The following is a 25,429-nucleotide window of genomic DNA, read 5'->3' as shown; positions in this document are numbered from 1 at the left end:
CGATGTTGATCACATGTTGATTGTTGGACTGACCGGCTCGATCGGGATGGGGAAATCCACCACGGCCAAGTTGTTCATGGAGGCGGGCGTGCCGGTGTACGACGCCGATGCGGCCGTGCATCAGCTGTACGAAGGCGAGGCCGCGCCGGCGATCGAGGCCGCGTTTCCCGGTACCACGACGGGCGGCAAGGTCGATCGCGCCAAGCTGTCGGCGCGCGTGGTCCATGATCCCGCGGCGATGAAGCAGCTCGAACAGATCGTGCATCCGATGCTCGGCGCGTCGCGGCAGAAATTCTTTGCCGATGCGGAGGTCGCGAGCAATCCGATCGTCATCCTCGACATTCCGCTGCTGTTCGAGACCGGCGGCGAGAAGCGCGTCGATGCCGTCGTCGTCGTCACCACCTCGCCGGAACTGCAGCGTGAGCGCGTGCTGGCCCGCGGTACCATGGATGCGGCGAAACTCGATGCCATCATCGCCAAGCAGATGCCGGACGCCGAGAAGCGCAAGCGCGCGGATTTCATAGTGGATACCTCGCACGGACTTGATCCGGTGCGGGCGCGTATCCGCGACATTCTGGCCGAGGTTGTTAAGATGCCGCAGCGGCGGGCCTGATTCGCCCGCTTTTTCGGATTCCCTCACGTCATGCGCGAAATCGTTCTCGATACCGAAACCACTGGCCTCGATCCGCTGCGCGGAGACCGGCTGGTCGAGATCGGCTGCGTCGAGATATTCAACCGCATGCCGACCGGGCAGACCTACCACGTCTACATCAATCCCGAACGCGACATGCCGCTGGAAGCGTTCAACGTGCACGGGCTGTCGACCGAGTTCCTGGCCGGCAAGCCGCTGTTCACGGAAGTGGTCGACGAGTTCCTGGCGTTCATCGGCGATACGCCGCTGGTGATCCACAACGCGTCGTTCGACATCAGCTTCATCAACGCCGAGCTCGACCGCATCAAGCGGAAGGCGATCCCGAAGGACCGGCTGGTCGATACGCTGCTGCTGGCGCGACGCAAGCATCCCGGCGTGTCGAACCGCCTCGACGACCTCTGCTCGCGCTATCAGATCGATAATTCCCGCCGCACCAAACACGGTGCCTTGCTCGACGCCGAGCTGCTGGCCGAGGTCTATATCGACCTGATCGGGGCACGGCAGTCGCAGCTCATCCTGGCGTCGGAAACGTCGGATGCGCGTGCCGGCAGCTTTGGTGATACGCCGCGACGGCAGCGCGAGACGGCATTGGTTGCGCGGGTCAGCGATGCGGATCGGGAAGCCCACAGGGCGTTCGTCGCCACGCTCGGCGACAAGCCGATCTGGAACGACTATGTGCCGCCGCCGGCACCTGCTGAAGTCCCGGCGGCTTGATCTAGATTTCGCTATTTCTCCGTCATCCTGAGGAGCCGCGAAGCGGCGTCTCGAAGGATGCACGGCCTGGCCGGTAGCCCGTCGATCCTTCGAGACGCTATGCGCTCCTCAGGATGACGGGTTAGGCTCCGATATTCTCTGACTCGGATCAGCTCGGCTTGACGCCGGAGGCGGCCTGGGCGGCTGCCTGGCGCTCCATGTTCTGGCGGTAGAGACCGACGAAATCGACCGGATCGAGCAGCAAGGGCGGGAAGCCGCCGTCGCGGACCGAGGTCGCGACGATCTCGCGCGCGAACGGGAACAGCAGCCGCGGGCACTCGATCATGACCAGCGGGTGCAGGTTTTCCTTCGGCACATTCACGATCCGGAAGACGCCGGCATAGGCGAGGTCGAAGCTGAACATCACCTTGTCCCCGGTCTCGGCCTTGCCCTCGATCGAGAGGATCACCTCGTACTCGTTCTCCGACAGGTTGTTGGCGGAGACGTTGATCTGGATGTTGATCGCCGGCTGTTGCTGCTGCTGGCCGAGCGAGGCCGGCGCATTCGGGTTCTCAAACGACAGGTCCTTGGTGTACTGCGCCAGCACGTTGAGCTGGGGAGCGGCCTGCTCGACGGGGGTGCCGTTGCCATTGGTCATGAAAATGTCTCCTGGAGCGGCGCTCGGGACAGGATGTCCGACGGCACGCGTTAAGGTGTTGGAAATGCCGATTCCGGGCGAGTGGCTATCATAGGCCCGGCTCGGTCCACAAGGACGACGAGCACGCGCGGGGCGGTGCGGCGGCGGCCAAATCTTTGGCAATCGGCGCGCGAGCGCAACTCCGCCCAATCTCTTAACGGCTTCCTAAATTATTGAAGATGCGCGATTTCCGGGAAGGAACGGGTTTCCCCCCGGGGTTAAAACGCGCTACACTTGCCCGTGCCAAAAAGCGCCATTGGCCGGGCATAGTTTCGTGCCTACATGCTGCGGACTCACTCGGCGATGTAATCTCTGCCGTTCCCGACCGGGAACGCTTTGATCCCCGGCCAGTTGCCGGCAGAGACCAGAAAGCGAATTCGACGTGGATATCTACACCATCATCTTCCTGGCGCTGGCCGTGTTTATCTTCCTGCGCCTGCGCAGCGTTCTCGGGCAGCGCACGGGAAGCGAGCGGCCGCCATATGATCGTGCAGCACCCAACGTCCTGCAGCGCGGCCAGGATAACAACGTCGTGCCGATCCCGGGATCGGTGATCGATCAGCCGGCTCCGGCCGCGCCCACCGAACCGGTCGAGCCCGCGGAACGCTGGAAGGGTATCGCCGAGCCCGGCACGCCGCTGGCGCAGGGTCTCGACACGGTGGCCGCCCAGGATTCCTCGTTCGATCCGCGGCATTTCCTCTCAGGCGCCCGCTCGGCCTATGAAATGATCGTGCTGGCCTTCGCCAATGGCGACCGCCGCGCGCTGCGCGACCTGCTGTCGACCGAGGTCTATGAAAGCTTCGAGGCCGCGATCAAGGATCGCGAGAAGCACGAGCAGAAGACCGAGACGCGGTTCGTCTCGATCGACAAGGCCGAGATCGTCAGCGCGGAAACGCGCGATCGCTCGACCCAGCTCACCGTCCGCTTCGTGTCGCAGATGATCTCGGTCACGCGCGACAAGGCCGGAACCATCGTCGACGGTAGCCCGGACAAGGTCGCCGACATCACCGACATCTGGACATTCGCCCGCGACTCGACTTCCCGCGATCCGAACTGGAAGCTGGTTGGAACTGGAAGCGCTCACTAAACATCTCAGCTACGGGCGCCTCGCGGTCGCGTGCTGCGCGCTGGCTGTTCTATGCTCCACGGCGGCGATCGCCGCACGCTACAGGGCGAGCTGGCACGCTGCGCCGCGGCACGAGCATAGTCACCCGATCCCCTATCCCAATCTGGAATTGCCGCTGCAGGTCAGCGGCAGCCAGTATGAGCCGCTGGCCTGGCCCAACGTCTCCGGCTGGAACGACGACGATCATCTCGCCGCCTACAACGCGTTTCGTGCCAGCTGCAAGCCGATCGCGGCGCAACAGGGGGCACCTGCGGACTCAAAGGCGCTGGGAAGCTCGTTGCGCGATCCCTGCCGGATCGCCAAGGGCCTCGCACTCAGCGACGGCGGCAAGGCGAAGGAATTCTTCGAGCAGAATTTCGTGCCGCTGCGCATCTCACGGCTCGGCGAGGAGGCTGGCTTCGTCACCGGCTATTACGAGCCGGTGCTCGACGGATCGAAGACCCAGACCGATGTCTACAACGTTCCGGTCTATCGTCGCCCGTCCAACCTGTTCGTGCGCGGCAAGACGCAAGCCTCGGTCGGCTTGCCCAACAGCGGACCGGTGTACCGCAAAATCGGCCGGCGCAAGCTGGTGCCCTATTACGACCGCGCCCAGATCGAGGACGGCGCGATCGCCGGCCGCGGGCTCGAGATCTGCTGGCTGAAGAGCCAGACCGATCTGTTGTTCGCCCAGATCCAGGGTTCGGCGCGGATCAAGCTCGACGACGGCACCACGCTGCGCATCAATTACGACGCGCATAATGGCTACCCCTATACGCCGGTCGGGCGCGTCCTGATCGACCGCGGCATCATCCCGAGGGAGCAGATGTCGATGCAGAAGATCAGGGAATGGATGGAGCAGAACCCGGAGGGCGCCAATGAGGTCCGGCGGCAGAACCGCGCCTATGTGTTCTTCCGCGAGGTGCCGCTGTCCGACAAGGACGAGGCCGTCGGCGCGCAGGGCGTGCCGCTAACCCCGGGCCGCTCGATCGCGGTCGACAAGGCGCTGCATGTCTATGGCACGCCGTTCTTCATTGCCGGCGAGCTGCCGATCGAATCCGAGCAATCCAAGACGCCGTTCCACCGGCTGATGATCGCGCAGGATACCGGCTCGGCGATCGTCGGCCCGGCGCGCGCCGATCTCTATTTCGGTGCCGGCGCCGATGCCGGAAAGGTCTCGGGCCGGCTGCGGCACAACATGCAGTTCGTGATGCTGGTGCCGAAGGGTCTCGACCCGGTCGCGCGCGGTCACAAGCTGCCGATCCCGGACGAGCGGCCATCGGCCAAGATCGCAAAGCAGTTTCCGCAGACCGATCCGCTGAAGGACAAGGCGGCGGCGAAGCCCGCGGAGGTGCCGACGTCCGGTATTGCTGGGAGACCGGCGAAGGACGGCGGCAATAGCGGCGCCAAGAACCCGGCCGCGAAGGATGCCGCGCCCGCGGCGCCTCAAGCGTCGACCCCTGTCGCGCAGGCGGCGCCTGTGGCAGAACCGGTGCCATTGCCGGCCGCCCGGCCCGACATTCCGCAGCAACCGGAGAAGCGGCGCACTCGGCGCTCCCGCCATCACCGCGATCAATGAAACGACCCGCGCCGATCCCCGATCTGTCCGCTCCGTCGCGGCGCAAACGTGCGCTGAGCGAGGAGGAGCGTGCGCTCTGGGAGAGCGTGGCCAAGCAAGTCAAGCCGCTGCGCAAGAAGCCGGCCGCAGCGAAAGCTCACGCCGCCGTCTCTGAACCGGCCACCCATCACGCCGCGACAAAGCCCATCCCGGTCAAGCCGGTGACATCGGTGAAGCCCGCGCCGGCGCCGCGTCCACACGTGCCGCCGCTGGCGCCGATCGGCCGCCGCGAGCGTGCAAAACTGTCGCGCGGGCGGCAGGAGATCGATGCGCGGCTCGATCTTCACGGCATGACGCAGCTGCGCGCGCATCGGGTGCTGTTCGCCTTCCTGCAGCGCGCGCACTCTGACGGGCTCACCTTCGTGCTCGTCATCACCGGCAAGGGCAAGGTCGGCGGCCTCGAATCCGAGCGCGGCGTGTTGCGCCGACAGGTGCCGGAATGGCTGAGCCTGCCGGAATTCCGCTCGCTGGTCGTGGGCTTCGAGGAAGCGCATATCGGCCATGGCGGCGAGGGCGCACTCTATGTTCGTGTCCGGCGCGCGCGCTGAGCACGAGCCGGAAGATCAGAACGGGCGTACGATCCCGACGCGCGGGATCAGCGTCACGATCCAGCCGAGGATTGTCGTCTTGCGATCGTCTGAGGGGATCATCGGCACGTCCTTCGATGCCGGCAGCATCTTCACGGCGTGCAGCATCAGGAACATGCAGACCGCCCAGTTTGAGATCCAGCGCGAATAGTCGAACACCGTCACGAACATCACGAGATAGCCGGCGCTGATCACGACAAGTGCGGCTAGCACGATCCGGCGATGCAGCTCACTCGCGAGTGCCTCGATCAGCCGCGCGAAATAGCGCCACAGCGGCGTGTGCAGCCAGATCAAAAGCGCGAACACCGGCACGCCAAGGATGTTCGAAGGTATCCGTGCCCAGGTGTCGGCGAACTCCTTCGACAGCGGCTGGTACCAGATGTAACCGAACTGAAGCAGATCGGTTCGTGACGGATCAGCCATCCGGCTTTGCAGATGACGGAGAAATTCGTCGTAGGGCACGTCGACGGTACCGGCGAACTGCGCGACCAGAAACAGGATGCCGACGGCCGCGAGCGTCACCAATCCAATCGCGATGTTTCGCGGCGTCGCGTTTTGCATCAGGTAGAAGCGCAGCACCACGATCGTCGCGATGGTCGGCAGATACATCAGGACGAAGATGTGATGGACCAGGATCAGCACGATCGAGAACAGCGCCGCAATCAGCACGTAGGCGATCGAGCGCGCCGGGATCAGCAGCAGCACGATCGCCAGCGCACAACCATAGATGTCGAAATGGCCGAGCGTGTGCATGAAATTCTTCAGGAAGAACGGCGAGCCCGCAATGAAGACGAACAACGGCCAATGCGCGTCGTCGAAGCCGAATGTGCGCTGAAACAGTTTGACGAACAGTCCGAGCGTCAGGAGCCAGGCCGCGCCGGCCAGCGCGAACACCAGCCACACCGGGACCTTGTCGGTGAACAGCGACACGATCGCGCCGACCAGCGCGCGCTTGGTGAAGCCGTAGTGATAGTCGACCAGCAAATGGATGTAGGGGACGAACGGCGGCAGCGCGATCTTGTGCAGGAACACCCCGACCAGTACCGCCGCGTTGACGGCCAGCATCAGGCGCCAGGGGTTTTGCCAGATTTGCAGACTCATCGGTCGCCCACTCTTGTCGTCCCGGGCAAGCGAAGCGCGACCCGGGACCCATAACCACCGAAGGGAGTTCTAAGGGGAATGTCGGCCCGAGTCTTGGTCACCGCGGGATCGGTGGTTATGGGTCCCGGCCTTCGCCGGGACGACGGTGGTGGCCGCCTACAAAATAAACCGGCTCAGATCGGCGTTCTTGGCGAGGTCACCGACATGCTTGGTGACGTAGTCGGCGTCGACCTGGATGGTCTCGCCGTGGCGATCGGGGGCGGTGAAGGAGATCTCGTCCAGCACCCGCTCCATCACGGTCTGCAGCCGCCGCGCGCCGATGTTCTCGACCGTGGAATTGACCGCGACCGCGACATCGGCCAGCGCGTCGATCGCGCCGTCGGTGATGTCGAGGGTGACGCCTTCAGTCTTCATCAGCGCGACATATTGCTTGATCAGCGATGCTTCCGGCTCGGTCAGGATCCGGCGCATGTCGTCGCGGGTCAGCGCCTGCAGCTCGACGCGGATCGGCAGGCGTCCTTGCAATTCAGGCAGCAGGTCCGACGGCTTGGCGATGTGGAAGGCGCCGGAGGCGATGAACAGGATGTGGTCGGTCTTGACCGCGCCGTGCTTGGTCGAGACCGTGGTGCCCTCGATCAGCGGCAGCAAATCGCGCTGCACGCCCTCGCGCGAGACGTCGCCGCCGGCGCGGTTCTCGCGCACGCAGATCTTGTCGATCTCGTCGAGAAAGACGATGCCGTTGTTCTCGACTGCGCTGATCGCCTCCTGCACCAGCTGATCGGTGTCGAGCAGCTTGTCGGATTCCTCGTTGACGAGGATCTCGTGCGAGCCTTCCACCGTCAGGCGGCGAGTCTTGCTGCGGCCGCCCATCTTGCCGAAGATGTCGCCGAGCGAGATCGCGCCCATCTGGGCGCCGGGCATGCCAGGGATCTCGAACATCGGCATGCCGCTGCCGCCCGATTGCGTCTCGATCTCGATTTCCTTGTCGTTGAGTTCGCCGGCGCGCAGCTTCTTGCGGAACGATTCGCGCGTCGCGGGGCTCGATCCCGGGCCGACCAGCGCATCCAGCACGCGCTCCTCGGCGGCGAGCTGGGCACGGGCCTGGACGTCCTTGCGCTTGCGCTCGCGGGTTTGCGCGATCGCGACTTCGACGAGGTCGCGGACGATCTGCTCGACGTCGCGGCCGACATAGCCGACCTCGGTGAATTTGGTGGCCTCGACCTTGAGGAATGGCGCGCCGGCGAGCTTGGCCAGCCGCCGCGCGATCTCGGTCTTGCCGACGCCGGTCGGCCCGATCATCAGGATGTTCTTGGGCAGAACCTCCTCGCGCAGGGAACCGGCAAGCTGCAGCCGCCGCCAGCGGTTGCGCAGCGCGATCGACACCGCGCGCTTGGCGTCGGCCTGGCCGACGATGAAACGGTCAAGTTCAGAAACGATTTCGCGGGGGGAGAAGTCGGTCATTGGCTCTAGCTAGGTTGAAAGAACAGTCTCGGCAAGCGCCGGTCCGCGCCTGCGACGTCAGGGTCATCATCTGTCGCGGACCATCAGCAGCGCCGATCCGTCCGGCGTATCGACTGTCCCTGCCTTTTGAAAGCCCGCTTTCTCATAGGCGCGCACGGCGCGGGCGTTGGCCGGATCCGGATCGGTGACGATCCGCGGCACACCCTCTGCCAGCCGTTGGTCGGCAAAGGCGCGGATCAGCGCCGAGCCGTGGCCGCTGGCGATCATGCTGGGCTCGCCGATGAAAAGGTCGATGCCGCGCGTGCCCTCCGGCTGGGCGCCGAAGCCCGAATTCCACGCCGTGAGATCGTAGCACTGGATGTAGCCGATATCGGCGCCCCCGGTTATGACGATGAACTGGTCCATTGCCGGCTCATCGAGATCGCCGCCAACGAGGGCGGATTGCTCGGCCGGATCGCCCCACCATTCCCGGACATGCGGCAACGCCAGCCAGCGCTTGATCTGCGGCAGGTCGGCTGTCGTCATCGGGCGGAACTGATAGGCGCCGGCCATGCTCAGCCGCCGATCGTCTCGATCGTCACGTTCCGGTTGGTGTAGACGCAGATATCTGCGGCGATATCCAGCGCGCGGCGGACGATGGTCTCGGCGTCCTTGTCGGTATCGACCAGCGCGCGGGCCGCGGCGAGGGCGTAATTGCCGCCGGAACCGATCGCCATGACGCCGGATTCGGGCTCCAGCACATCGCCGGTGCCGGTCAGCACCAGGGAGACGTCCTTGTCGGCCACGATCATCATGGCTTCCAGCCGGCGCAGATAGCGGTCGGTCCGCCAGTCCTTGGCGAGCTCGACGGCCGCCCGGGTCAGCTGCCCCGGATATTGCTCGAGCTTGCTTTCCAGCCGCTCGAACAGGGTGAAAGCGTCGGCGGTGGCGCCGGCAAAGCCGCCGATCACGTCACCCTTGCCGATCCGGCGGACCTTCTTGGCATTGGCCTTGATCACGGTCTGGCCGATCGAGACCTGCCCGTCGCCGCCGATCACCACCTTGCCGCCCTTGCGGACCGTGCAGATCGTGGTGCCATGCCAGACCGGCAGCTCATTTTGGGATGCTTGCATAGGTTACCTCTCTCCGGGGCAGATTTAGGTGGTCGGGCAGGGGGTTACAATCGGGACCGATTTAGCAATGATTTCCGGTCACCATGGCCAGAAGTTGGGTCATTTCGAGGTCATCCCGCAGTAGCGAAGGTGACATCAGCCTGTTAAAAGACCGGCGTTTTCGGCACGGGAAAGCTTAATCTTCATGCGCACGGCAACCATCAAGCGCAAGACCAAGGAGACCGACATCGAGGTGACGGTCAACCTCGACGGAGCAGGCGTATCCACGGTTTCGACCGGGATCGGCTTCTTCGATCATATGCTCGACCTCCTGGCCCGGCATTCGCGCATCGACATCACGGTGAAGGCGGATGGCGATCTCCATGTCGATTACCACCACACCACCGAAGACGTCGGAATCGCGCTCGGGCAGGCCGTGAAGCAGGCGCTCGGCAACATGGCCGGCATCACCCGTTATGCCTCGATCCACATGCCGATGGACGAGACGCTGTCGCGCGTCGTGATCGATATTTCCGGCCGCCCGGTGCTGGTGTTCAAGGTCGATTTCCCGCGCGACAAGATCGGCGAGTTCGACACCGAGTTGGTGCGCGAATGGTTCCACGCCTTCGCGATGAACGCCGGCGTGACTCTCCACGTCGAGACCCTATATGGCGAGAACAGCCATCATATCTCCGAATCCTGCTTCAAGGGTTTGGCGAGGGCGCTCCGGACTGCGGTTGCGATCGATCCGCGTGCCCAGGGCGAGGTGCCCTCGACCAAGGGTCAGCTCGGCGGCTGATCCCGGAAGCATGATCCGGAAACGGTGGTAACCGGTCTTCCCGGAGATCATGCTGCAGTTAAGAATCCATCGTCGGCGGAGCGTTCGATGCCGGTCTATACAGTGCATGCCCCCGTGGCCAACGGCGCCGATCTCGCGGCGACCGACAAGTTCGTCTTCGTGCGCGATGGTTTCCGGTTCTGGGCCGCGGTTGCCGGCGTGGTGTGGCTGGCCTGGAACAGGCTCTGGCTGGCGCTGATCGGCTGGCTCGTCGTCACCTTCGTGATCGACTATGCGCTGACCAAGCTTGGCATCGGCCGCGGCGCGATCTTCCTCGTCGACCTGGTGCTGATGGTGCTGCTCGGGCTCGAGGCCGCGACGCTGCAACGCTGGACGCTGTCGCGGCGCAAATGGCGCCAGCTCGACATCGTGGTCGCTGACAATGCGGATGCCGCCGAGCGGCGCTTCTTCGAGCGCTGGACCGCGCGGCATCGCGGTGTCGTCAATGACCAGCGCTCGGTCGATCGCGGCGGCCCGCCGCCGACCCGGGACGTTCCCGGTCAATCATTCTCAAAGCCCCCACCGATGCCGCAAGGCGGCATCATCGGATTGTTTCCAGAGCCAGGAGGATCGCGATGACCGTTGCAATCATCGATTATGGCTCCGGCAATCTGCATTCGGCAGCCAAGGCCTTCGAGCGCGCCGCGCGCAGCATGGAGGATCCGCAGGCCATCAAGGTGACGCGCGATCCCGACGCGGTGTATCGCGCCGATCGGATCGTGCTGCCCGGTGTCGGCGCGTTCGCCGATTGCCGCCGCGGCGTCGACGCGGTCGACGGCATGCTGGAAGCGCTCACCGAGGCGGTGCGGGTCAAGGCGCGGCCGTTCTTCGGCATCTGCGTCGGCATGCAGCTGATGGCGACGCGCGGCAAGGAGCACGTCATCACCGAGGGCTTCGACTGGATCGGCGGCGACGTCGTGAAGATCGAGCCGCGCGACGAGAACCTGAAGGTCCCGCATATGGGCTGGAATACGCTCGACATGGTGCGCGAGCATCCGGTGCTGGAGCGGCTGCCGCTCGGGCCGAAGGGGCGCCACGCCTATTTCGTGCACTCCTATCACCTCAACGCCGCCAACGAGGCGGACGTGCTGGCGCGTGCCGACTATGGCGGGCCGGTGACCGCGATCGTCGGCAAGGACACTGCGATCGGCACCCAGTTTCACCCCGAGAAAAGCCAGCGCTTCGGCCTCGCTTTGATCTCCAATTTCTTGAAGTGGAAGCCGTGATCCTTTTTCCAGCGGTTGATCTGAAGAACGGCCATTGCGTGCGCCTGGAGCAGGGCGACATGGCGCGCGCCACCGTGTTCAATCTCGATCCGGCGGCGCAGGCGGCAAGCTTCGCCGCGCAGGGCTTCGAATATCTCCACGTCGTCGATCTCGACGGCGCCTTCGCCGGCAAGCCGATGAATGCCCACGCGGTGGAGGCGATGCTGAAGGCCGTCACCATGCCGGTGCAGCTCGGCGGCGGCATTCGCGACCTCAAGACCATCGAGGCCTGGCTCGACAAGGGCATTACCCGCGTCATCATCGGCACCGCGGCGGTGCGCGATCCCGAGCTCGTGAAGGGCGCGGCGAAAAAATTCCCCGGCCGCGTCGCCGTGGGCCTCGATGCGCGCGATGGCAAGGTCGCGGTCGAGGGTTGGGCCGAGACCTCGCATGTGACTGCGCTCGAGATCGCGCAGCGCTTCGAGGACGCCGGCGTTGCCGCGATCATCTTCACCGACATCGCCCGTGACGGCCTGCTCAAGGGCCTCAACCTCGACGCCACGATCGGCCTCGCCGATCGCATCTCGATTCCGGTGATCGCTTCCGGCGGCTTTGCCTCGATCGACGACGTCAAGGCGCTGCTGGAGCCTCGTGCCAAAAAACTCGCCGGTGCGATCGTCGGCCGTGCGCTCTATGACGGGCGGCTCGATCCGGCCGCCGCGCTCAAGCTGATCCGCGCGGCGTAGGAGGGACACATGTTCAAGGTTCGGGTGATCCCCTGTCTCGACGTCAAGGACGGGCGCGTGGTCAAGGGCGTCAACTTCGTCGATCTGCGCGACGCCGGCGACCCGGTCGAGGCCGCGGTTGCCTATGACGCCGCCGGAGCCGACGAGCTGACCTTCCTCGACATCACCGCCACTCATGAAAACCGCGGCATCATGCTGGACGTGGTGCGGCGGACGGCGGAGGCCTGCTTCATGCCACTTACCGTCGGTGGCGGCGTCCGCACCGTCGACGACATCAAGACCCTGCTGCGCTCCGGCGCCGACAAGGTCTCGATCAATTCGGCGGCGGTCAGCCGGCGCGAATTCGTCAAGGAAGCTGCCGAGAAGTACGGCGAGCAGTGCATCGTGGTCGCGATCGATGCCAAGCGGGTCAAGCGTGCCGGTGGCTCGGACCGCTGGGAGATCTTCACCCATGGTGGGCGTAATGCCACCGGGATCGATGCGATCGAATATGCCCAGGAGGTCGTCGCGCTCGGCGCCGGCGAAATCCTGCTGACCTCGATGGACCGGGACGGCACGAGGCAAGGTTTTGACCTGCCGCTGACCCGGGCGATCGCGGACAGTGTCCCCGTACCGGTCATCGCGTCCGGCGGCGTCGGCAATCTCGATCATCTGGTCGACGGCGTCCGTGAGGGTCACGCCACCGGCGTGCTGGCCGCGTCGATCTTCCACTTCGGGGAATTTACCATCCGCCAGGCCAAGGATCACATGGTGCGCGCCGGCCTGCCGATGCGCCTCGATCCCTAGGGCACGGTCTGGAAACAGAGTGGTCTGGGACTCCTTGTCACAAAAATGCTAAGCCCCAACTTAGGGATGGCACCGTCCGGTGCTGCTGCGCATGCTTGAGTTGAGTTGATGTCGCGTTTCACGGTCCACGATTTGGCCGCCACCATCGACGCCCGCGCTGCATCGGGCGGCGAGGCGTCCTATACCCGCAAGCTGCTCGACAAGGGCGCCGAGCACTGCGCCAAGAAATTGGGCGAGGAAGCGGTCGAGACCGTGATCGCTGCAGTCGAGAATGACCGCGATCATCTCATCGCGGAAAGTGCCGATCTCGTGTTTCACCTGCTGGTTCTGTTGAAATCACGCGGCGTGAAGCTGGAGGATGTCGAGGCCGCGCTGGAGAAGCGCACCGCGATGTCGGGACTGGAAGAGAAGGCGTCGCGCAAGCGCGATTGATCACGGGGAGGGCCTCATGGACATCCGGGCACCAGATCAGCAATACAACCCCTACCGCACCTTCACGCGTCAGCAATGGTCGCATCTGCGCGACGATACGCCGATGACGCTGGAGCCGGGCGAATTCGATCGCCTGCGTTCGATGCACGACCGCCTCGATTTGCAAGAGGTCGAGGACATCTATTTGCCGCTGTCGCGGTTGCTCTCGATCTATGTCGATGCGACCCAGCGGCTGTATTATTCGCAGCGCCAGTTCCTCAACATCCGCGATCGCAAGATGCCCTATATCGTCGGCGTCGCGGGTTCGGTCGCGGTCGGCAAGTCGACCACGGCCCGCGTGCTGCAGGCACTGCTGGCGCGCTGGTCGCCGCGGCCGAAGGTCGATTTGATCACGACCGACGGTTTCCTGTTTCCCAATGCCGTGCTCGAGCGGCAGGGCATCATGCAGAAGAAGGGCTTTCCCGAAAGCTACGACCTGCCGACGCTGCTGTCGTTCCTCAGCGACATCAAGGCGGGACGGCGGCGCGTGCGCGCGCCGGTCTATTCGCATCTGACCTATGACATCGTGCCGAACAAATGGGTCGAGATCGACCAGCCGGACATCCTGATCGTCGAAGGCGTCAACGTGCTGCAGACCGGGCGGCTGCCGCGCGACGGCAAGGCGGTGCCGTTCGTCTCCGACTTCTTCGATTTCTCGGTCTATATCGACGCCGACGAGTCCGCGCTGCGGCAGTGGTATATCAAGCGCTTCCTGGCGCTGCGCGACACCGCATTCACCGATCCCCGGTCCTACTTCCACCGCTACGCGCCACTGTCGGACGAGGAAGCAACCGCGACCGCGATCGCGATCTGGGAGCGCACCAACCTCGCCAATCTCGAGGACAACATCCTGCCGACCCGCCCGCGGGCGACGCTGGTCTTGAAGAAGGGCGCCGACCACGTGGTGCAGTCGGTCGCGTTGCGGCGGCTGTAATCTCGGCTGCCTGACGCCCTCGACAGGACAATTTGAAGGTGCATCTACTTAAGGTTGATGCTACGATTGCCCTATTTGAGGCAGGGCTCTGCCATGGGGCAAATTTTAAAGGCATTCATTTCCTATCGCCGTCGCGATGCATACGTATCGTTTAAAAACGGCGAAGCAGACAATTCTTTGGTAATCGGGCTGCAGGGTGCCCTCCGCAAGGCTGGGTTCAACGAAGTATTCCTCGATACCGGCAACATTGAAATTTCCGAGGACTACAAGACCAAGATCTACGATGCGGTGTCGGACGCGGACCTGGTGGTCGCCGTTGTAGGCAACCGCTGGCTCGACATCCTGCGGGAGAAAGAGAAGTCCGGCGAATATGACATTCTGCTGGACGAGATCAAAATTGCTCTCGATCGAGAAAAGGAGATTGTGCCGCTGCTCGTCGACGGCGCGAGCATGCCGAACGAGTCGGACCTGCCAGAATCGATCCGGCCATTTCACGATCGAAATGCACAGTCGACGAAATCGGCGGACTTCGAACAGAAGATCGTGGGGCCCATGGCGCGTATCGCAGGCAAGATCACCTGGCGGCGCCAGCGTGCTTCATGGTGGTTCCGTGCCTACCTCATCGTAGCTTGCCTTGCCTGGTATTTTTGCGCGATCCAGCCGCACATCGTCGGATTTTTGGAGTTCGGCCCCAAATCATGGGGTGCAATGGCCGCCATCTGGAGCGGGTTCTTTATCTGGCCGATCTTCTTCTTGCCCTTGGCGCTGTTCGCACTTCGTCCTCCAATCCTGTCGATCATCGAAAGCGTGACCAGCACGTCGCGCTTTCATGACAAGATTGTTTACCTCACGCCGTTGATCTTCGGCACGATTCTGGCCGGCCTCGCGATCGCGATCGAACTGGGAGGGCAAGAAACACCGTGGTCGATTCATCCGGCATTGCCGGACTGTCCGCGCGCGTCATCGGCGACACGGTTTCAGCCGCTGTCACACTACAATGCAGCCCCGGACGCGGCCTTCACCCAGGATTTCGGCGACCAGTTCTGGATGAAGGACAGTTGTTGGCCGAACGTATTCTACTATCTGACCGTGCCGCTGTACTCAGCGTCCGCGTCTTCAGAATATCTTGCGAGGCGTCCTGCCATCGCGCATTCGTTCAACAGCATGCTGAGGGATGGCGGCGCTCCGCACTCAATGGTCTTCTATCCTTACGTGATTTCGTTCTCGGTCCTTATTTGGTTACTGGGGACCGGGGTGGTGATGTCGATCTTCTACGTCATGGTGCAGATTCGACGTCCGGATGATTTTTCCATCCTGCGCCTCCCGAGTGAGCGCGCTTACATCTATCTGACCTATACGTTCATCACGATGATGATATGGGTGCCGTTTCGCATCAACACGGACTACTTCAAATATCTCTATTCCTGCACAGACTCTCCAGCTTGCCACAGCGTGGATCCAAAGCTCTACTTCGTCGACATGGTTTTGGCCGTGAGCTTGCTGATTTGTTACAGCTTTTTGTCGCTCGGTCTTGTCGTCAAGTACAAGCGGTGGGCACTCGCCCTGCTCGGCGCCCTTGCCGTCACGGTCGCACTGCTTGGCGCGCTTCTCATCTATAAGTACAGGGTGCAGCTCGCGGGCATCAGCGATACCTGGCAATTCTCCGTGGGTCTCTCGATCCCGATCATCTTGCTGATGCTGGCGCTGGGATACGCATTCGATCCGTCCATCACGCGTTTCGACGGTGTCGAGAAAGATGATTAGAGCGGCGGACCGCGGCGCGGTCGTCCGCACACAATATGATCGACGTCCAGCCTTGCTGTTTTGGAGAGCTGGCCTACGCCGCGATATGCCGCGCGGCGGCAAGGCCTGCGAGCGCTTCTTCCAGCTTCTCGCGGTCGAGCGGTTTGATCAGGAAGCCGTCCATGCCGGCTTCGAAGCAGGCATAGCGGTCCTCCACTAGCGTATTGGCGGTCAGCGCCAGGATCGGGGTTCGGCGGATGGACTGCCCGGCCTCATGCGCGCGGATCTGCTTGGTGGTCTCGATGCCGTTGAGGCGCGGCATCTGGATGTCCATCAGCACGAGATCATAGGGCGTGCCGGCCGAGGTTGCCGAGAGCCAGGATTCCATCGCCTGCTCGCCATTGGTGGTGATGACCACGTTGTGGCCAAGCCGGGTGAGCAGTGAACGCATGAGCAGTGCGTTGATCTCATTGTCCTCGGCGACCAGGATCGAGAGCCCCCTGTCCGGCGGCGCGGCCGCTGGCGCTGAGGGCACGGATTCGGCGGCCGCCTCGATCGCGAGGCCCGGTGTCGGCATCGCAAGGCTCGGCGCGGCGATCTCGGGTTGCGCGGTCAGGCGTGCGGCGAGCGAGGCTGCGCGCAACGGCTTGACCAGATAGCCGGTGAACATCGCGGTCTCGGCGGCCGACAGCTCCTGCCGCGTCGCCGGCGTGAACATCACGATCCGGTGGGTCGCATGGATGCGGGCGGCGTTGGCGAACGCCTCCATCGCCGCCGTGCCGAGCGTGTGGTCGATCAGGGCCGCGTGCCAGCTCCGCTCCGGCAGCAACGCCGCGGCGACATCGGCATCCGATACGATGCAGGTCTGTGCGCCCCAGCGCTGCAGCCGCCGCGAGATCAGCGAGACCTCGATGCTCTGCGGCGCCACCAGCATGATCGACTGGCCGGCGAGGTCGGGTGCGGCGAAGCTGTTGGCCTCGCCGGTGTCGGCGGCGGTCAGCGGGATCGAGACTTCGAAGGTCGAGCCTGCGCCCGGCGTGCTCGCCAGCGTGATGCGGCCGCCCATGCGCTTGACGATGCGGTCGCTGATGGAAAGCCCGAGACCGGTGCCGCCATAGCTGCGCGCGATGCGGTCGTCGGCCTGCTCGAACTCCCGGAAGATGCGCTGCTGCGCTTCCGGCGCGATGCCGATGCCGGTGTCGCGGACCAGAAAACTGATCTCGTTCGGCCAGATGCCGGGCTCGACGATCAGCGCCACGCCGCCGCTCGCGGTGAACTTGATGGCATTGCCGGCGAGATTGAGCAGCACCTGGCGCAGCCGCGCCGCGTCGCCGGTCACCTGCATCGGCAGCCGCTCGTCGACATAGGCGGCGATCTCGATGCCCTTGGCCTGCGCCCGCGGCGCCAGCAGTTCGGTGATGTCCTCGATCAGGCCGGACAGCGCGAATGGGCGGTGTTCGAGATCGATCTTGCCGGCCTCGATCTTGGAATAGTCGAGCAGCTCCTCGATCAGCGCGAGCAGCGCATCGCCCGACGTCTTGACCGCCTTGACGTAGGTCGTCTGCTCCGGCGTCAGCTGGGTGTCCATCAGCAGTCCGCTCATGCCGATGATGCCGTTCAGCGGCGTGCGGATCTCGTGGCTCGCCATCGCCAGGAAGCGCGACTTAGCGCGGTTGGCGGCGTCGGCCTGATCGCGGGCTTCGGCCAGCGCGCGTTCGCTCTCGGTGCGGTCGGTGACGTCGCGGCCGACGCTCTGCATCTCGGCCGGCGCGCCGGCATCGTTGCGTACGAGCCCCTCGCGCCAGGCGATCCAGCGCGGCCCGAGCGGTCCCTCGACCTTCTGGTCGTAGACACGGGTCCCGCTGGGCTCGAGCGCGGTCTCGCTCTGCTCCAGCACTGTCAGCGTGGCGGTGCTGTCGATCAGATTGTCGCGCGAGACCTGGGCCAGTTCGCAATAGGCGTCGTTGGCGTAGGTGATCCGTCCTTCGAGGTCGTGCAGCACGATCAAATCGCCCTGCGCCTCGAACAGCTTGCCGGCCCGCTGTTCGGCCTCTTGCAGTTCCCAGTTGCGGTCGGCCATCGCCTCATTGTGCATGGCGACGGTGCGCAGCCTCTTGCGCATCAGCCGCAGGCGGATGCCGAGCGTCACGATCCAGAGACAGGCCAGCGCGAACAGGAAGCTGACCCCGATCGCGAATGAATTGGGATCGTAGCCGCTGTGCGGCGAGAGGGCGCCCGAGATGAACCCGAACGCGCCGCCGAACGCGACCGAGAAGATCGTGAAGGAGCGGATGATCGTCGCGACCCAGGAATGGCGGCGCAGGAAGCGGCGAAAGCGTAACTTGATCCGGAAGAAACGCCCCATCAATGGTGGCCCTGAAATGGCTTGGTCTGGCAATGACGATGCGTCGGCCACCTTGAAAAGTGCTTGAGCTTGATGGCCGTTTCGCGTTGCCCTCGGAACAGGGTTAGCGCGAGGTTAACTCCGCGATGACCCGGCGGTGCAAGCGGGTGTCGGTTTCGATCGATGCCGCTTCGAGGCGGCGATGTCCGCCGCGGGCGCTGACGATCAGCGCCGCGGCATCGCGCGCCGAAAACGTCCTGGACTGCACGAAGACGCGGTAATCGGACGGCCCATCGTCACGGGACAGATAGATCACGGGACTGTTTGCCGACGGGTCGTCCGAGATCCCGATCAGCTGCGGCGTGCCGTTGCTCTCGCACGCCCCGGCTTCGGCATCGTCGATGTCGTCGATCACGGTGAAGTCGGCGGCGTCCGCGCTGTCGGCGATCCCGACCCGGACGGTGGCAAGGCTGGGGTCGTCGGTGAAGCTGACGTGAAGCTGGGCCTGCCAGGGGACTGCTGCGATCTGCATCGTGGCGCCGCCGACGTCGATGCAGGGCCGGGGACCCGGCAGGAATTCAGCGCGGGCAAATACCGCGGCCACGGCAAGGGGGACCACCGAGGCCAAAACCTTCATACGCAACATGACACAACTCGCTCGACCCAAGCACCCGCGGATCGCGGTGCTTATGGTTTGCGGAGCGTAAATGAGAGTGGTTACTGTGACGTTGACGCGGTGGGCCGCGGTTGCAAAACACGAGAACTCACGCCGCGCGACGCAGGTCGTCGGCCAATGCACGATAGGATAGCGCCTCGGCGAGGTGCAGCCGGCCGATCGTATCAGTGCCGTCGAGATCGGCGAGCGTGCGCGCCACCCGCAGCACGCGGTGATAGCCGCGGGCGGTGAGGTGCATGGTGTCGGCGGCCTCGCGGAGCAGCTTTTGCCCATGTGCGTCGGGCTGCGCGATGGTCTCGAGCAGCGAGCTCGGCGCTTCCGCATTGGTGCGGACATGCGGCATGCCGGCCGCCGCGTAACGCGCAAGCTGGATGTCGCGTGCGGCCGCGACGCGTGCGGCGACCTCGGCCGAGCCTTCCGCCGGCGGCGGCAGGATCAGATCTGCCGCAGTCACGGCCGGCACCTCGATCCTGAGATCAATGCGATCCATCAGCGGGCCGGAGATCCGCATCTGGTAGTCGGCGGTGCAGCGGTCGAGCCGGCCGCGCTTGCAGGAATAGCCGGGTTCATAGGCGTGGCCGCAGCGGCACGGGTTCATCGCAGCGACCAGCATGAAGCGTGCCGGATAGGTGACGCGATGATTGGCCCTGCTCACCGAGACCTCGCCGTTCTCAAGCGGCTGGCGCAGCGAATCCAGCACGCGCGGATCGAACTCCGGCAATTCGTCGAGGAACAGTACGCCCTGATGCGCCAGCGAGATCTCGCCGGGCTTGGCGCGCATCCCGCCGCCGGTCAGCGCGGCCATGCTGGCGGAATGATGCGGGCTGCGGAACGGACGCCGCGCGGTCAGTGCGCCGTCGCGGATCTCGCCGGCGACGGAGGCGATCATCGAGACTTCGAGCAGTTCCGATGGCGACAGCGGCGGCAGGATCGACGGCAGCCGCGCCGCCAGCATCGACTTGCCGGCGCCGGGTGAGCCGATCATCAGCAGATGGTGTCCGCCGGCAGCCGCGATCTCGAGCGCGCGCTTGGCGCTTTCCTGGCCCTTGATGTCGCGCAGGTCGAGCAGCGCTTCCTCGCGCTCATGCACTTTGGGCTGCGGCCGCGACAGCACCTGCGTGCCCTTGAAGTGATTGGCGATCTGGATCAGCGACTGAGCCGCGATGATCTGGATGTCCGGGCTCGCCCAGGCGGCTTCTGAGCCGCAGGCGGCCGGGCAGATCAATCCCTCGTCGCGCGAATTGGCGCCGATCGCCGCCGGCAGCACACCCGCCACCGGCGCGATCGAGCCGTCGAGCCCGAGTTCGCCGAGCACCGTGAAGCCGCTGAGCGCATCCGGCGGGATCGCTCCGATCGCCGCCATCAGGCCGAGCGCGATCGGCAGGTCGTAATGGCTGCCCTCCTTGGGCAGGTCGGCCGGCGCGAGGTTGACGGTGATGCGGCGGGCGGGAAGTGCCAGGCCAGAGGCGATCAGCGCCGAGCGCACCCGCTCGCGGGCCTCCGACACCGCCTTGTCGGGCAGGCCGACGATCGCGAATGCCGGGAGGCCCGGCGCGACCTGGACCTGCACGTCGACCGCGCGGGCCTCAATCCCCTCGAATGCGACGGTGGAAACCCGCTGGACCATGCTGCCCCTGTCTTTCGCCACCCAAGGTAGCGGAGCGGGCTGTCCGGCGCAAGAACATTAAGAGAACATCCGGGGGCGACGCGCGCCGTCCCCGGATGATCAGCTGGTTACAGCGTCATTTGCATCGGCTCGGGATAATAGTGGAAGCCCTCGCCGGCCTTGGCGACGTGGCCATAGCCCGGCCACGCGAAGTGATAGGACATCACCGGCGTCTTGTTGGCGGCCAGCATCTCCAGCAGCTTGACCCGCGACGCCGCCGCCTGCTTCGGATCAGTGTCGTAGGAGAACTCCATCCGCGGCCGCTCCAGCAGCAGCACCGCGTGATGCGAGAGGTCGCCGAGGAAGGCGAAGGACTTGCCGCCCGAGCTCACCATGAAGATGGAGTGACCCACGGTGTGGCCGGGCGCTGCGATCGCCTGCACGCCGGGCAGGAATTCCTGGCCGTCCTTGAAGAACACGATGCGATCGCGCACCGGCAGCAGGTTCTTGCGGGCATGCACGATAAAGTCCTTCAACGGACTGCCCATCTTGCCTTCGTCGGTCCAGAAATCGAGATCGCTCTGCGCGATGTAGTACTGCGCATTCGGGAACAGCGGCTTGTTGTCGGCATCGACGATGCCGCCGATATGATCGATATGCGCGTGCGACAGCACGACGGCGTCGATGTCCTCCGGCTTGATGCCGGCTTCCTTCATGCTCTTCTGCTGCCGACCGGTGGTCGGACCGAACGCCTTCGAGGTGCCCATGCCGGTATCGAACAGGATCAGTCTGTCGCCCATGTTGACGATCGGTGAATTCTGCTCGAGCACGACATTGTCGGGCGAGAGGAAATTGTCGGAGAGCATCTTCTTCACCTCTTCCTTCGGCACGCCGGTGAAGGTGCCGGAGGGATCGCCGAGCGGAAGCGGCCCGTCGGAGACGACGGTCACTTCGGCATCGCCGAGCTCGAAGCGGTGCCAATAGGGAGTCTGTGTGCCGAGTTTCGGCGCGCGCGCTTGTGCGGTGCTACCGAGCAGTGTGCTGGCGCCGAGACCGGCACCGAGCGCGAGCAAGGATCGTCGTGAGACATTGAGCGTCATAACGTCTTCCTCCACAATTTTTATGAGTTTGTCGCGTTGTTGCCCGCGCGTTGACCCGCCGCTTGACCTGACGCAGGCAAGAGGATGCTGCCCGCGCCTGCGCAAGCTGGCAAGTAGAATAAGGCGAACGCAGGCACGGTCGAACTCTGGCCAGAGTTCAACCTATATGTGCATTGCACAAGAGAGGATTATTTCGCGGCGCGCTTCTTCTCGATGGTATCCCAGATCATCGCTGCGACATCGGGACCGTTGAGCCGCTGAATGGCGCGGATGCCGGTGGGCGAGGTGACGTTGATCTCGGTCAGATTGCCGTCGATCACGTCGAGGCCGACGAACATCAGGCCGAGTTCGCGCAACGCGGGCCCGACAGTGGCGCAGATTTCGCGCTCGCGATCCGACAGCTCGGTCGCCTTGGCCGCGCCGCCGCGCACCATGTTGGAGCGCAGATCGTCCGCCGCCGGCACGCGGTTGACGGCGCCGGCGAATTCGCCGTCGACCAGAATGATGCGCTTGTCGCCATGCTTCACCTCGGGAAGGAAGCGCTGGATCACCCAGGGCTCCTTGAAGGTGACCGAGAACATGTCGAACAGCGAGCCGAAATTCATGTCCTGCGGCATCACGCGGAAGACGGCGGCGCCGCCATGGCCGTGCAACGGTTTCATGACAACCGCGCCGTGCTGGTCGCGGAAGGCATTGATCTCGTCGAGGTCGCGCGAGATCAGGGTCGGCGGCATCAGCTGCGGGAAATTCATCACGAACATTTTTTCCGGCGCATTGCGCACGCTGGCCGGATTATTGACGACCAGCGTCTTCGGATGGATGCGCTCGAGCAGATGGGTCGAGGTGATATAGGCGAGGTCGAACGGCGGATCCTGGCGCAGCAGCACGACGTCGAAGCCGTTGAGCGCCTCGCGCTTCGGCTCGCCCAAGGTGAAGTGATCGCCGACCTCGTCGCGCACGGTGAGCGACTGCACCGGCGCCACCAGCTCCTCGCCGCGCAGCGACAGCTTGTCGGGCGTGTAATAGGAAATGCCGTGGCCGCGCTTCTGCGCTTCGAGCAGCAGCGCAAAGGTGGAATCGCCGCGGACGTTGATGCGCGCGATAGGATCCATCTGGACGGCGATCTTCAGTTTCATAGGCGTGTCCCGCGAGGTCTTGAGGGTAAAATCTATGGGCTTGCGTCGAATGCCGCTAACAGATGGCGCGGCAGGCTCTTCGGCGCAATCAGTACGGCGTCGAATCTGAGATCAAATTCGGCATGCTCGGGATGCGTCATCAGCCAGGCCTGGGCGGCATTGACGATGCGCTGCTGCTGGCGCGGCGTCACCGCATAAGCGGCCTCGTCGAGGCTGGCCCGGGCCTTGACCTCGACGAAGGCGACGAGGTTGCGCCGGCGCGCCACCAGGTCGATCTCGCCATAAGGAGTGCGGAAGCGCCGGGCCAGGATGCGATAGCCCTTGGCGATCAGGAGCGCCGCGGCGCGGCTTTCGGCCGAGATGCCGGTGCGGAATGCGGCGACGCGCTCGGGCGAGGCGCTGTCAGTCTTGGCACTGTCAGCTTTGGCACTATCAGTCTTGGCCATCGCCGTCCCCGATGGCTTTCGCAAGCTCGAGCGCACGGGCGTAGACCTCGCGGCGCGGCCGGCCCGACAGTTCGACCGCGTGCGCGACCGCATCCTTGACGCTGCCGCGCCCGAGCTGCGCGCGCAGGAGGTCGTCGAGCGAATTCTCATCCATCACCCCGGCGTCATCGGCCGGCGGTCCGATCACGAGCACAAATTCACCGCGGGTCTCCAGCGCATCCGCGCCTGCCGCGAGCTCTGCGACGGGCGCGCGCTTGACCTCCTCGTGCAGCTTGGTCAGCTCGCGGCAGATCGCGGCATCGCGTCCGCCCATGATCGCGGCGAGATCGCGCAGCGTGTCCTGCACGCGATTGCCGGATTCGAACATCACCAACGTCGCATCGATCCGGGCGAGCTCAGTGAGCCGTGCGCGACGCGCGTGCTCCTTGGCCGGCAGAAATCCCTCGAAGAAGAACCGATCGGTCGGCAGCGCCGCAACCGACAGCGCCGTCAGCACCGACGACGGCCCGGGCACCGCGACGACGGCGTGCCCGGCGGCGCAGACTTCGCGCACCAGCTTGAAGCCGGGATCTGAGATCAGCGGCGTGCCGGCGTCGGACACCAGCGCGATCGCGGCGCCCTGCGCAAGCCGTTCCAGGATCTTGGGCCGCGCCTGGGCGGCATTGTGCTCGTGGTAGAGCGCAAGCTCTGCGGTGATCGCGTAACGCTCGGTCAGCCGGCGCGTAATTCTGGTGTCCTCGCAGGCGATGACGTCGACGCCCGCCAATGTCTCCAGCGCGCGCAGGGTAATGTCGGCGAGATTGCCGATCGGGGTCGCAACCAGATGGAGCCCGGGCCTGGCCTTGGGCGCGGCCAGCTGCTGGCCGCCGATCGCAAACGTTTTGGCCGCAGCGCCTGTCGTGGCATCCGAACTGTGGAGGGAACTAGCTTTTGCGCGCATAATGCCAATCTAGAGGGATGGCAGCGCTTGCGCCACATCCGCAAAGAGCGGTGCGGAACGCTGCCCGAGGAGAGGCATGAAGGCCGCGGCAGCGGCGCCGCGAGGCCATAATCCTTTTGTTTTAGTTCACTATTCGCCGACAATATGCCCAAATCCACCGGCCTCATCAGAGGTCGATTGAGTCCTGGCCGGTCCTGGTCGGCCAAGAGAAGAGAGACGATGGAAGGCCCGCATCACCGCAACTCCCTGCCGTTGGGCACGACCCGGCGGACCGCGCTCGGCCTGATCGTCGGCGCGCCGTTGCTGACGGCCTGCTCCGGCATCCAGCAGAGCCTGAGCCAATTCTCTAACGATCAGGGCCAGAAGGACCTTCCCGCCGGCCCGCAGCAACAGCCGCAGTCGGTTGGCACCGGGCAGGTCAAGATTGGATTGATTTTGCCGCTGTCGGCGTCCGGCAATGCCGGGCTCGCCGCGCAGTCGATGCGCAACGCCGCCGAAATGGCGCTGGCCGAATTCCAGAACCCGAACATCCAGCTCCTGATCAAGGACGATGGCGGCAGCCCGCAGGGCGCGTCGCAGGGTGCCCAGCAGGCGCTGTCCGAAGGCGCCGAGATCATTCTGGGACCGCTGTTCGCAGGCTCGGTGCCCGCCGTCGCGCAACTGACGCGGCCGCGCGGCACCTCGGTGATCGCCTTCTCGACCGATTCGAGCGTCGCCGGACGCGGCGTCTACCTCCTGAGCTTCCTGCCGGAGTCCGACATCAATCGCATCGTCGACTATTCCTCAGGGATCGGAAAACGCTCGTTCGCTGCGATGGTGCCGGACAACGCCTATGGCAACGTGGTCGAGGCCGCGTTCAAGCAGGCGGTTGGCCGCAAGAACGGCCGCGTCGTCGCGTTCGAGAAGTATGGCGCCGATCGCGCGACGCCGGCGCGGACCGTGGCGCAGGCGCTCGGCCAGGCCGACGCGCTGCTGATCGCCGATGACGGCGATTCAGTGGTCGCGACCGCCGATGCGCTGACCGCAGCGGGTGCCAACCTGCGCAACATCCAGCTGCTCGGCACCGGGCTGTGGGACAATCCGCGGGTGTTCGCGAGCCCGGTCTTGCAGGGTGGGCTCTATGCCGCGCCCGATCCGTCAGGGTTCCGCAGCTTCGCCGGCCGTTACCGCACCAAATATGGCGGTGAGCCGGTGCGCACCGCAACGCTGGCCTATGATGCCGTCGCGCTGATGGCGGCGCTGGCACGCACGCAAGGCGCGCAGCGCTTCGCGCCGGAGACGCTGACCAATCCGTCGGGCTTTGCCGGCATCGACGGGCTGTTTCGGTTCCGCTCCGACGGCACCAATGAGCGTGGCCTTGCCGTCATGAAGGTGGCGTCGGGCGGCAGCACGCCGGTCGCAGGCTCGCCGAAGAGTTTTGGCGCTTAATTTTCGTCAGGCGGTCGAGCTGCCT

General features: G+C 64.7%; 26 protein-coding genes. 14 read left to right on the top strand and 12 right to left on the bottom strand.

Annotation, left to right across the window (positions count from 1 at the left end; translation table 11 throughout):
- Positions 1–13 precede the first annotated feature (13 nt).
- Both coaE and dnaQ read left to right on the top strand, forming a co-directional pair.
- Entirely contained in the window at positions 14–613 is a 600-nt protein-coding gene (gene coaE, locus JQ616_RS26665; RefSeq protein WP_212019696.1) for a dephospho-CoA kinase, read from the top strand.
- Between the two features lie 30 nt (positions 614–643).
- Entirely contained in the window at positions 644–1,366 is a 723-nt protein-coding gene (dnaQ, locus tag JQ616_RS26660; RefSeq protein ID WP_212019694.1) for a DNA polymerase III subunit epsilon, read from the top strand.
- Between the two features lie 148 nt (positions 1,367–1,514).
- On the opposite strand, the gene secB is transcribed toward dnaQ, so the two are convergent.
- Positions 1,515–2,003 carry a protein-export chaperone SecB gene (secB, locus tag JQ616_RS26655; protein WP_212019692.1) on the bottom strand — a complete coding sequence of 163 codons (489 nt, stop codon included), beginning with the start codon at positions 2,001–2,003 and terminating at the stop codon, positions 1,515–1,517.
- 421 nt (positions 2,004–2,424) lie between these two features.
- On the opposite strand from secB, the gene JQ616_RS26650 reads away from it, so the two are divergent.
- From JQ616_RS26650 to JQ616_RS26640, 3 genes are read left to right on the top strand one after another with little or no spacing between them, the layout of a single operon-like run.
- Positions 2,425–3,129 carry a Tim44/TimA family putative adaptor protein gene (locus tag JQ616_RS26650; RefSeq protein ID WP_212019690.1) on the top strand — a complete coding sequence of 235 codons (705 nt, stop codon included), beginning with the start codon at positions 2,425–2,427 and terminating at the stop codon, positions 3,127–3,129.
- Positions 3,107–4,726 (top strand): murein transglycosylase A, encoded by a 1,620-nt coding sequence (gene mltA, locus JQ616_RS26645; protein WP_249137286.1) that lies wholly within the window; start codon positions 3,107–3,109, stop codon positions 4,724–4,726. Before JQ616_RS26650 ends, mltA begins: the two co-directional genes overlap by 23 nt.
- Positions 4,723–5,313: a Smr/MutS family protein gene (locus JQ616_RS26640; protein ID WP_212019688.1), complete on the top strand. Its 591-nt coding sequence runs from the start codon at positions 4,723–4,725 to the stop codon at positions 5,311–5,313. Before mltA ends, JQ616_RS26640 begins: the two co-directional genes overlap by 4 nt.
- A gap of 15 nt (positions 5,314–5,328) precedes the next feature.
- On the opposite strand, the gene JQ616_RS26635 is transcribed toward JQ616_RS26640, so the two are convergent.
- The 4 genes from JQ616_RS26635 to hslV all read right to left on the bottom strand — a co-directional run bounded on the left by JQ616_RS26635 (position 5,329) and on the right by hslV (position 9,026).
- On the bottom strand, positions 5,329–6,453 hold the full coding sequence (locus JQ616_RS26635; RefSeq protein WP_212019686.1) for a hypothetical protein: 1,125 nt from the start codon (positions 6,451–6,453) through the stop codon (positions 5,329–5,331).
- A gap of 156 nt (positions 6,454–6,609) precedes the next feature.
- Positions 6,610–7,914: an ATP-dependent protease ATPase subunit HslU gene (gene hslU / locus JQ616_RS26630; RefSeq protein ID WP_212019684.1), complete on the bottom strand. Its 1,305-nt coding sequence runs from the start codon at positions 7,912–7,914 to the stop codon at positions 6,610–6,612.
- A gap of 66 nt (positions 7,915–7,980) precedes the next feature.
- On the bottom strand, positions 7,981–8,466 hold the full coding sequence (locus JQ616_RS26625) for a GNAT family N-acetyltransferase (protein ID WP_212019682.1): 486 nt from the start codon (positions 8,464–8,466) through the stop codon (positions 7,981–7,983).
- A 2-nt stretch (positions 8,467–8,468) separates the two neighbouring features.
- Complete coding sequence (hslV, locus tag JQ616_RS26620; RefSeq protein WP_024583062.1) at positions 8,469–9,026, bottom strand: ATP-dependent protease subunit HslV; 558 nt, start codon at positions 9,024–9,026, stop codon at positions 8,469–8,471.
- Positions 9,027–9,210: 184 nt separating this feature from the next.
- Between hslV and hisB the strand changes: the two genes are divergently transcribed.
- The 8 genes from hisB to JQ616_RS26580 all read left to right on the top strand — a co-directional run bounded on the left by hisB (position 9,211) and on the right by JQ616_RS26580 (position 15,749).
- The gene (hisB, locus tag JQ616_RS26615; protein WP_212019680.1) at positions 9,211–9,804 is read left to right on the top strand and encodes an imidazoleglycerol-phosphate dehydratase HisB; all 594 of its coding nucleotides are present in this window, start codon (positions 9,211–9,213) and stop codon (positions 9,802–9,804) included.
- Positions 9,805–9,891: 87 nt separating this feature from the next.
- The gene (locus JQ616_RS26610; RefSeq protein ID WP_212019678.1) at positions 9,892–10,422 is read left to right on the top strand and encodes a DUF2628 domain-containing protein; all 531 of its coding nucleotides are present in this window, start codon (positions 9,892–9,894) and stop codon (positions 10,420–10,422) included.
- Positions 10,419–11,069, top strand: a complete 651-nt coding sequence (gene hisH, locus JQ616_RS26605; RefSeq protein WP_212019676.1) for an imidazole glycerol phosphate synthase subunit HisH — start codon at positions 10,419–10,421, stop codon at positions 11,067–11,069. The genes JQ616_RS26610 and hisH overlap by 4 nt, the downstream gene beginning before the upstream one ends.
- On the top strand, positions 11,066–11,794 hold the full coding sequence (gene hisA / locus JQ616_RS26600) for a 1-(5-phosphoribosyl)-5-[(5-phosphoribosylamino)methylideneamino]imidazole-4-carboxamide isomerase (RefSeq protein ID WP_212019674.1): 729 nt from the start codon (positions 11,066–11,068) through the stop codon (positions 11,792–11,794). The genes hisH and hisA overlap by 4 nt, the downstream gene beginning before the upstream one ends.
- A gap of 9 nt (positions 11,795–11,803) precedes the next feature.
- The gene (hisF, locus tag JQ616_RS26595; RefSeq protein ID WP_212019671.1) at positions 11,804–12,580 is read left to right on the top strand and encodes an imidazole glycerol phosphate synthase subunit HisF; all 777 of its coding nucleotides are present in this window, start codon (positions 11,804–11,806) and stop codon (positions 12,578–12,580) included.
- 108 nt (positions 12,581–12,688) lie between these two features.
- Positions 12,689–13,012: a phosphoribosyl-ATP diphosphatase gene (locus JQ616_RS26590; protein ID WP_021078170.1), complete on the top strand. Its 324-nt coding sequence runs from the start codon at positions 12,689–12,691 to the stop codon at positions 13,010–13,012.
- A 16-nt stretch (positions 13,013–13,028) separates the two neighbouring features.
- Positions 13,029–13,985, top strand: a complete 957-nt coding sequence (coaA, locus tag JQ616_RS26585) for a type I pantothenate kinase (protein ID WP_212019669.1) — start codon at positions 13,029–13,031, stop codon at positions 13,983–13,985.
- Between the two features lie 66 nt (positions 13,986–14,051).
- The gene (locus tag JQ616_RS26580; RefSeq protein ID WP_212019667.1) at positions 14,052–15,749 is read left to right on the top strand and encodes a toll/interleukin-1 receptor domain-containing protein; all 1,698 of its coding nucleotides are present in this window, start codon (positions 14,052–14,054) and stop codon (positions 15,747–15,749) included.
- A gap of 73 nt (positions 15,750–15,822) precedes the next feature.
- On the opposite strand, the gene JQ616_RS26575 is transcribed toward JQ616_RS26580, so the two are convergent.
- From JQ616_RS26575 to rsmI, 7 genes are all read right to left on the bottom strand, one after another.
- Complete coding sequence (locus tag JQ616_RS26575; RefSeq protein ID WP_212019666.1) at positions 15,823–18,093, bottom strand: response regulator; 2,271 nt, start codon at positions 18,091–18,093, stop codon at positions 15,823–15,825.
- A gap of 103 nt (positions 18,094–18,196) precedes the next feature.
- Positions 18,197–18,718 (bottom strand): hypothetical protein, encoded by a 522-nt coding sequence (locus tag JQ616_RS26570; protein ID WP_212019664.1) that lies wholly within the window; start codon positions 18,716–18,718, stop codon positions 18,197–18,199.
- Positions 18,719–18,836: 118 nt separating this feature from the next.
- Positions 18,837–20,375: a YifB family Mg chelatase-like AAA ATPase gene (locus tag JQ616_RS26565; protein ID WP_212019662.1), complete on the bottom strand. Its 1,539-nt coding sequence runs from the start codon at positions 20,373–20,375 to the stop codon at positions 18,837–18,839.
- Positions 20,376–20,482: 107 nt separating this feature from the next.
- Positions 20,483–21,454 carry an MBL fold metallo-hydrolase gene (locus JQ616_RS26560; protein ID WP_212019660.1) on the bottom strand — a complete coding sequence of 324 codons (972 nt, stop codon included), beginning with the start codon at positions 21,452–21,454 and terminating at the stop codon, positions 20,483–20,485.
- Between the two features lie 188 nt (positions 21,455–21,642).
- On the bottom strand, positions 21,643–22,590 hold the full coding sequence (gshB, locus tag JQ616_RS26555; RefSeq protein WP_212019658.1) for a glutathione synthase: 948 nt from the start codon (positions 22,588–22,590) through the stop codon (positions 21,643–21,645).
- Between the two features lie 32 nt (positions 22,591–22,622).
- Positions 22,623–23,036: a YraN family protein gene (locus JQ616_RS26550; protein WP_212019656.1), complete on the bottom strand. Its 414-nt coding sequence runs from the start codon at positions 23,034–23,036 to the stop codon at positions 22,623–22,625.
- Positions 23,023–23,976 (bottom strand): 16S rRNA (cytidine(1402)-2'-O)-methyltransferase, encoded by a 954-nt coding sequence (gene rsmI / locus JQ616_RS26545; protein ID WP_212019654.1) that lies wholly within the window; start codon positions 23,974–23,976, stop codon positions 23,023–23,025. The genes JQ616_RS26550 and rsmI overlap by 14 nt, the downstream gene beginning before the upstream one ends.
- Positions 23,977–24,195: 219 nt before the next feature.
- Here rsmI and JQ616_RS26540 point away from each other — a divergent pair, with 219 nt between their 5' ends.
- Complete coding sequence (locus JQ616_RS26540) at positions 24,196–25,404, top strand: penicillin-binding protein activator (protein ID WP_212019652.1); 1,209 nt, start codon at positions 24,196–24,198, stop codon at positions 25,402–25,404.
- Positions 25,405–25,429 lie beyond the last annotated feature (25 nt).

Origin of the sequence: Bradyrhizobium tropiciagri, from assembly GCF_018130545.1 — a bacterium.
Classification (GTDB): domain Bacteria; phylum Pseudomonadota; class Alphaproteobacteria; order Rhizobiales; family Xanthobacteraceae; genus Bradyrhizobium; species Bradyrhizobium tropiciagri_A.
The sequence above is the reverse complement of the archived record's forward strand: the minus strand, read 5'-3'. Positions and strand labels throughout refer to the sequence as shown.